General features: G+C 70.3%; 1 protein-coding gene. It reads left to right on the top strand.

The genetic code is table 11. The features are described from left to right. Window positions 1-384: ATP-binding cassette domain-containing protein (locus tag KYY02_RS33790; protein ID WP_371244923.1), on the top strand; the 384-nt coding region annotated here is incomplete at both ends.

Raw genomic sequence — 384 nt, forward strand, 5'->3', positions numbered from 1 at the left:
ATCGCGGACGACCTGCACATCGTCTACCGCGTCAACGGCACGAGGACCGGCAAGGGCAGCGCCACGGCGGCGCTCAGCCGCATCGTCAAGCGGGGCGAGGAGCGGGGCGTGCGCAAGGTGCACGCCGTGCGCGGGGTCTCCTTCGTCGCCTACCGGGGCGAGGCGATCGGGCTGATCGGCTCCAACGGCTCCGGGAAGTCGACCCTGCTGCGGGCCATCGCCGGCCTGCTGCCCGCCGAGCGGGGTAAGGTCTACACCAACGGCCAGCCCTCCCTGCTCGGCGTCAACGCCGCCCTGATGAACGACCTGACGGGTGAACGGAACGTCATATTGGGCGGGCTCGCCATGGGCATGTCCCGCGAACAGATCAGGGCCCGCTACCAG

The organism is Streptomyces pimonensis (genome assembly GCF_041380215.1).
In the GTDB taxonomy this organism is placed as follows: Bacteria; Actinomycetota; Actinomycetes; order Streptomycetales; family Streptomycetaceae; genus Streptomyces; species Streptomyces pimonensis.